Here is a 7,032-nt window from a genome sequence, read left to right as displayed (position 1 = left end):
ATGACCCGCCGCCCCCCGTTATCTACCCGCCGTTTTGCACACTCTTCCCCCACCCGCCGCTCTTCCGATCTGCGCGCGCGGGTGGGCTCGGCGTGGTCTGGGCGGCCGGGGCCGCCCAGGGCTGGTTCGAGCTCGGCACCGAGGGCGCACTGGCGCCCGCTTTCGCGGCGGTGCGCGAACTGGGCCGGGTGGCCTGTCCCTTGCCCCTGCTGGACGCCTACCTCGCCACTCGGCTGTTCCAGCACGACGAGCGGGTGCTGGAGGAGATCACCAGCGGGCGGATGCGCGTCATCGCCGCTATTCCGGACGAGGACGGTCAGGCGCGGCACCTGGACGCCGCCGCCGAGGCGACCCACCTGCTCGCGATCCCGCGTGAAGGCGGTTCCGCGACGCTGAGCCCCCTGGCCGAAGTGCGAGCCACTCCTGGGCTGGCCGCCCCTGACTGGTCGGACGCCGCTCTGGGGGAGACGGAAGCGCACGTGGACGTCTCGGCCGAGGACGCCGACGAGGCGATCGTGCTGCTCCGCCTGCAGCTCGCGGTGCGTGCCCTGGCCGCCGCCGGCCGCGCGCACGAGCTGGCCGTCGAGCACGCCACGCAGCGCCGTCAGTTCGGCAAGGTCATCGGCTCCTTCGGCGCGGTCCAGCAGCGCGTCGCCGCCTGTCAGATCGACGTGAGCGCGGGCGGCCTGCTGACGGACGACGCCATCCGCGCCTTCGAACTGGGTGGCGGCGACCGCCTGCTCGCCGCCGAGATCGCCGCGGAGCACGCTCGCGCGGCGGCGCCTCGCGTCCAGCTCGGCGCCCACCACACGCTGGCCGCCATCGGCTACTTCGAGGAGCACGAGGCCCCGTGGCTGTTCCGCCGCGTACACGGTGATGTGACGCGGCTGCAGACCTTCGCGCGGGCGGCGGGCGACGTCGCGGACGTGCTGGTCGAGGGGGATGGCACGCTGTCCGCAGCGGATGCGGGGGAGTCGGCGGAAGCGTTCCGTGCCCAGGTCAGGCAGCTGTTCGCGGGACGTTTCAGCACGATCGGGGTGGCCGTCGACAAGGACCTGGTCAGCGAGATCGCCGAACGCGGCTGGCTCGGCATGGCCTGGCCGCCGGAGGCCGGAGGGCGCGGCGCGTCCCTCGCCGAGGAGGTCATTCTGAACGAGGAGGCCGCCTACCACCGCGCCCCCGTGAGCAAGGCGCTGGGCGCCGTGATGCTGCTAGGCAACTCCATACTCAAGCACGGCACCCAAGCGCAGAAGGACACCTTCCTCCCGCTCATCCGCCGTGGCGAGGTGGACTTCTGTCTCGGCTACAGCGAGCCCGAGGCGGGCTCTGACCTGGCTTCCCTTCGCACCAGCGCGGTACGCGACGGCGACGACTGGTTGATCAACGGGCAGAAGCTCTGGACCACCGGCGGCCACACCGCCAACTGGGTGTGGCTGGCCACGCGCACCGACCCCGACGCCCAGCCCCGGCACGCCGGGATCACCGTCTTCCTGATCCCGATGGACACGCCTGGCATCACCGTCCAGCAGCACCGCGCGCTGTCCGGCGAGATCTCCTGCACGGTCTTCTACGACGACGTACGCGTCCCCGACAGCATGCGCGTCGGCGAGGTCAACGGCGGTTGGAAGGTCATCACCGACGCCCTGGCCGGAGAGCGCATCACCATGGGCAACATCGCCGCCGCCCTGCACCGGCAGCTCGACGACCTGCTGGCCGTCGTCCGCGCCGATCCCGGGAGCGTCGGGCCACGAGGCTCGGCCCGCCGCGCCCGTCTGCGGGATCTCGCGGTCGGCGTGCAGGCCAACCGCGCCCTGGTCGCCTCGGCCATCAAGGCCGGTGGCGGCGGCGACTCACGCCTGCACGCGCCGATGGCCGCGGTCATGGGCGGCGAACTGGCCGAGGAGTTCGGCGAGGCGGTGCTCGACATCCTCGGCCCGCGGGCCGCCCTGTCGGCCGAGGTCCCCGGGGTGCCCGGGGAAGGCGCATTCGAGTACGGCCTGCGCCTGTCGGTGATGTACGTCGTAGGCGGCGGCACGAACGACATCCAGCGCGGCCTGATCGCCCGCGGCGTCGGCCTGCCACGCTGACCTCCTGCCTGTCCACCTGAAACCTGGCTTCGCGCCCCTGGACGCGCAAAATAGATCATGTAAGGTGAGCCCGGCATATCCCCCCAACGGCCTGGAGCTCGCCGTGCCGCACATGTCTCGTCGCCAGGTTCTCTCCCTGCTCCCCGCCGCCGGTCTGCTCGCCGCGGCCGCCCCCTCGCGTGCCGCGGCGGGGATCGATCACGCGCGGCTGCTCGCCAACACCGTGGCGATCTTCGCGGGGACCCCGGACGTCAACACCCGGCCCGAGGTCGCCGGCAAGCTCGCGGCCATCGTCGGGACCGCCAAGCAGCGGCTGGCCGCCATGGACAAGGCGGGCGACGGCGAGCTGTTCTCCGGCCTGAAGCTCGGCACCGACGACGCCAAGCTGCAGCTGGCCTTCCAGTACCTGTACGAGATCGCGCTCGCCACCCGCACGCCGGGCGGTGAGCTCGACAACGACGCCGCCGTCCAGCGGCGGGTGCTCGACGGTCTGCTGTGGTTGCACGAGCGCTACTACGGCGACCAGTCCAAGGGCTACTACGGCAACTGGTACAACTGGGAGATCGGCATCTCCACCCAGGTGAGCAGGACGCTGGTCCTGCTGGCCGACCGGGTGCGGGAGGAACGGCCCGACCTGACGGCGACGTACATCGCCTCGATGGACGCCTACCTGCGCAACGGAAAGAACGGCGACGTCGACCTCGACTCGCGCTTCCACACCGGGGCGAACCTGGCCGACATCACCGCCAACCGGATCCTGCAGGGCGCGCTCACCGCCGACGACGTCCGCGTCGGCAAGGCCATCTCCGACCAGGCCACCGTCTTCGCCACGGTCGACCCCTACAACCTTCAGCACGGGGTCACCGACGGTTACTACCGCGACGGCTCGTTCATCCAGCACCACTCGGTCGCCTACACCGGCTCCTACGGGCGCATCCTGCTGACCCGCGTCGTACAGACCCTCAAGACACTCGAGGGTGCGACGAGCGGCGGCGCCTCCGACCTGGCAGGCGTGGTGTACCGCTGGATCGCCGACGGCTTCGCCCCGCTGATCTTCGAGGGGTGGATGATGGAGATCGTCAAGGGGCGGGCTGTCTCGCGGACCACCACCGGCTACGCCGACGTCGGAGTGATCGTGGAGGCCATCGCGGACCTGGCCGACCACGTCGAGGGCGCCGACGCTCTCGCCCTGAAGAAGTACGTCAAGTTCCTGCCGGCAGCCGACACGGCCACCTTCGCCTCCCCGGTCAGCGTCGCCCGCTACGCGGCCATCCGCGCCGACTCCGCCATCCCGGCCGCCGACCTGAACCCGCCCGAGCGCTGCATGGCGTACAACGCGATGGACAGGACCGTCCACCGGCGCCCCGGCTACGCCTTCGCCCTGGCGCGCAGCTCCGACCGGATCAGCAAATACGAGTACATGAACGGCGAGAACCTCATGCCCTGGTTCCAGGGCGACGGCGCGTACTACCTCTACCTCGCGGGCGAGGATCAGCGCGAGGTCTTCGGCGTCGACTACTACACGGCCGTCTCGCCGTACCGGCTGGCCGGGGTCACCGCGCCGGTGGAGGAGCGGCGGACGGTGCCCGAGCTGTACGGCCGGTTCTGGTACGAGAACCCGGGCCATCCGCTGAACTTCACCTCCTCCTCGGAGTCCCAGAACACCTACGTGTACTTCCCCCGCGCAGGGAACGCCTTCTCCGGCGGCGCGACGCTCGGCGCGTACGGCGCGGTCGGCATGGTCCAGTCCGACGACGCCGCCTACACCGCCAAGCAGGCGGGCATCCTGCCCGACGACTTCGTCGTGTACCGGAACGCCGGCGCGACCAAGTCCTGGTTCATGCTCGACGACGAGATCGTGGTGCTGGCCGCGGACGTCTCCGGTCAGGGCGGCCGCGAGGCGGTGACCACCGTGGACAGCCGCATCGCCGCTCCCAGCGACGCGGTCGCGCTCACTGGCGAGGGCTGGGGCGGCCGGGCTTGGCAGGCGGGCGGCACCACGCCGCCACGCTGGCTGCGCTACGCCAACGGCACCCGCGGTACCGCGATCGGCTACGCCTTCTTCACCGAGCAGCCCGTCGCGGCCGGGTTGGAGACGGTGACGCGCAGCCGCAGAGTCGTGCGCGTGTCCAATCCCGACACCAGCGTGACCAAGAACGTCTTCACCGCCTCGATCACGCACCCCGCCACCGGCGACGTCCCCGCCCTCGCCTACGCCCTGGTCCCGAACGCGACCGAGACCCGCCTGCGCGGCTACGCGAACGGCCCGCTGGCCGTCCTGGCCAACAACCGGCACGTGCAGGCGATCAGGCACAAGACCCTCGGGATCGTCGCCGCCAACGTCTTCGCCGACGGCCCGCGCCACGTCGAGCACCTGCTCATCGACGGCCCCGCCTCGGTCATCGTCAAGTCCGGGAAGCGCACGGTCGTCGCACTGTCCGACCCCACGATGAAACGCGACCGCGTCTCGGTCGTCCTGCACGGCGCGCCTCTCCGCCTCGACTCGGCCGACGAGGGGGTGACGGTACGGCGCGTGCCGGGCGGCACCCTGGTCCAGGCGACGACCCGCCACGCCTACGGCCGCACCTTCACCGCCACCCTCCGCTGAACCGGCCCCGGCGCTCATGGCGACCAGTGGCACCGACACCGCTCGTCACGCTGTCACGCCGGACACAAACGATCTTCTCGGACACGCGCTAAGCGGATGGATTCCCCTTGTCGGCCACGATCCCGAGAGGGACGCCACGCAGGCTGAGCAGCAGGAGGAGGGCACAGCTTCCGGTGAGTGCGATGTCGGCGACGTTGCCGACGAACAGGCCGCCATAGTCGATGAAGTCGACGACGTGACCCTGGGCGAAGCCAGGAGCGCGAAAGAGACGGTCAAGCAGATGGGAGATGGCGCCGCCCAGCAACGTACCCAGCACGACGGTCCAGGCGGTCGAGCGCAGCCGACGTCCGACGTACAGGATGACGGCAACCGCGGCGGCCGTCGTCAGGGTGAACACCCACGTCGCCCCCTCGCCGATCGAGAACGCGGCACCGGAGTTCAACAACAGCCGCAATTGGATCAGCTGCGGGATCACCGTGATGCCCTCACCGCCCGAAAGCGCCGAAAGCGCCCAGAACTTGGAAATTTGGTCTGCGAGAAGGACTAATGCGGCCAACACGAGCATCCACCCGTATGGTCGCAATCCCAGTCTCGTCGCCTGCGAACGTCGTTCGTCCGACACCCTTACCCCGCAATCTGCGCCGATCTATCGAAACGGTGCCTTCCTGCGAGTGTCGGGCAATGTGGGCATGGGATGCCAGGTGGGGCGGAATCCTCTCGGTGAGTAGCAGGGTTTTGCCGGGGGTGCCCTCGTCGGCCGGGGGCTGAGCCGGCGCGAGCGAACGCAAGGTAACCATCACGTTACCGATCACTGAGTCCTGTTGTTTCTAGATCACAACGAATATTTGATGTGATCACCGGTCACTTACTGACCTCCTCCTCCAAGGGCGTTGAATGACAACAAACCTCCCCTCCTTCCCCGCCGTGGACGAAAACCCACTCGACACCTGCATCCGGCTCCGGGAGATCGCTCCCGTGGTCGAGGTGGAGTTCCCAGGGGGCGTGCCCGCCTACCTGGCGCTGACCCACAAGGCCGTACGGGAGATCCTCGCCGGGGACAACAAGACCTTCCTCAGGGATCCCCAACACTGGCCCGCCCTGTACGACGGATCGATTCCCGAAGACTGGCCGCTGCGCGCCATCATTCAGGGCGGTCACTTGTCCACCATGGACGGCGGCGACCACAGGCGCTTGCGCGGTCTGGTCGGCAAGGCGTTCACGCCGGCCCGGGTGCAGGCCCTGGAGCCGCGGATCCAGCAGATCATCGACGGCTTGCTGGATGACGTGGTGGCCGCCGGTGACGGCGTCGACCTGGTTCCGACCTTCACTGAGGCGCTGCCGATGTGGGTGATCTGCGAGTTGTTCGGCATACCCGCCGAGGACCGGCTCCGGCTGCGGAACTGGACCGCGACGCTGCTGGCGCACACCACTCCGCCGGATGTGGCGTTCGCGACGCAGAACGACCTTCAGGCCTTCCTGCACGACCTGGTGGAGCGCAAGCAGCGGGAACCGGGCGACGATCTCACCTCCGGCCTGGTCCAGGCTCGCGACGAGGGTGACAAGCTCACCACCGACGAACTGGTCGGCGTGCTGTGGCTCATGCTCGTCGCCGGTCACGAGACCACCGTCCACCTGCTCGGGTACGCCATCGTGGCGCTGGCTCAGAACCCCGGCCAGCTCGCGCTGGCCAAGGCCGAGGATCGGTGGGCTGACGTGGTCGAGGAGACTGTGCGCTACCGCCACTCGGTGATGATGACCAGTTTCCGTTTCACAGCGGAGGACGTGACCATCGCCGGGGTGCACATCCCCAAGGGCAACGCGGTGGGCGTGGTCTACCAGGCGAGTGGCGTCGATCCGGTGGAGTACGGCGAGAGGGCGAACCAGTTCGACATCACCCGCGAGCAGACCGGAAACCTCGGCTTCGGCCACGGCCCGCGGTACTGCATCGGGGCGCCGCTGGCCCGGCTGGAGAGCCGGCTGGCGCTCGCCGCGCTGTACCGGCGGCTGCCTGAGCTCAGCCTCGCGATCGACCCGGACGACATCCCGTACTCTCCGTCGTTCTTCACGATCGGCCCGCTGTCCTTGCCGGTCAACCTCGGTATAGCCAAGTCCTGACGCGCCATCGTCCGGCCCGGCAGCCCACGGCTGCCGGGCCAGACCGCTCGTCAGTCTTTCGTGGCGGCCGCGACCCCCTGTCGTATTGCGGGATTATCTTTCCGCCCGTAATCGCATCCGTCCCGCCATTCCGTACGGCTTCGCCAAGTAGCCCGCACGCGCCGTAGCCGGTGGCCGTCCGTCATGGCCGGTCGTGAAGGCTCACGGGCCGCTCGCCGTGAC

Annotated in this window: 4 protein-coding genes; 3 read left to right on the top strand and 1 reads right to left on the bottom strand. The window is 69.6% G+C overall.

Annotated features, from left to right (window positions below; all coding sequences use genetic code 11):
• Both AB0J09_RS50925 and AB0J09_RS50920 read left to right on the top strand, forming a co-directional pair.
• A partial coding sequence (locus tag AB0J09_RS50925) for an acyl-CoA dehydrogenase family protein (RefSeq protein WP_360708663.1) occupies window positions 1-2,087 on the top strand: 2,087 nt, incomplete at its 5' end.
• A 64-nt stretch (window positions 2,088-2,151) separates the two neighbouring features.
• Window positions 2,152-4,695, top strand: a complete 2,544-nt coding sequence (locus tag AB0J09_RS50920) for a polysaccharide lyase family 8 super-sandwich domain-containing protein (protein ID WP_360708661.1) — start codon at window positions 2,152-2,154, stop codon at window positions 4,693-4,695.
• Window positions 4,696-4,783: 88 nt separating this feature from the next.
• Here AB0J09_RS50920 and AB0J09_RS50915 read toward each other — a convergent pair whose 3' ends face one another.
• Window positions 4,784-5,260 carry a signal peptidase II gene (locus AB0J09_RS50915; protein ID WP_360708658.1) on the bottom strand — a complete coding sequence of 159 codons (477 nt, stop codon included), beginning with the start codon at window positions 5,258-5,260 and terminating at the stop codon, window positions 4,784-4,786.
• Window positions 5,261-5,589: 329 nt separating this feature from the next.
• Between AB0J09_RS50915 and AB0J09_RS50910 the strand changes: the two genes are divergently transcribed.
• On the top strand, window positions 5,590-6,810 hold the full coding sequence (locus AB0J09_RS50910; RefSeq protein ID WP_360708655.1) for a cytochrome P450: 1,221 nt from the start codon (window positions 5,590-5,592) through the stop codon (window positions 6,808-6,810).
• The last annotated feature ends 222 nt before the right edge of the window (window positions 6,811-7,032 follow it).

Source organism: Nonomuraea sp. NPDC049784, from assembly GCF_040659615.1.
In the GTDB taxonomy this organism is placed as follows: domain Bacteria; phylum Actinomycetota; class Actinomycetes; order Streptosporangiales; family Streptosporangiaceae; genus Nonomuraea.
The sequence above is the reverse complement of the archived record's forward strand: the minus strand, read 5'-3'. Positions and strand labels throughout refer to the sequence as shown.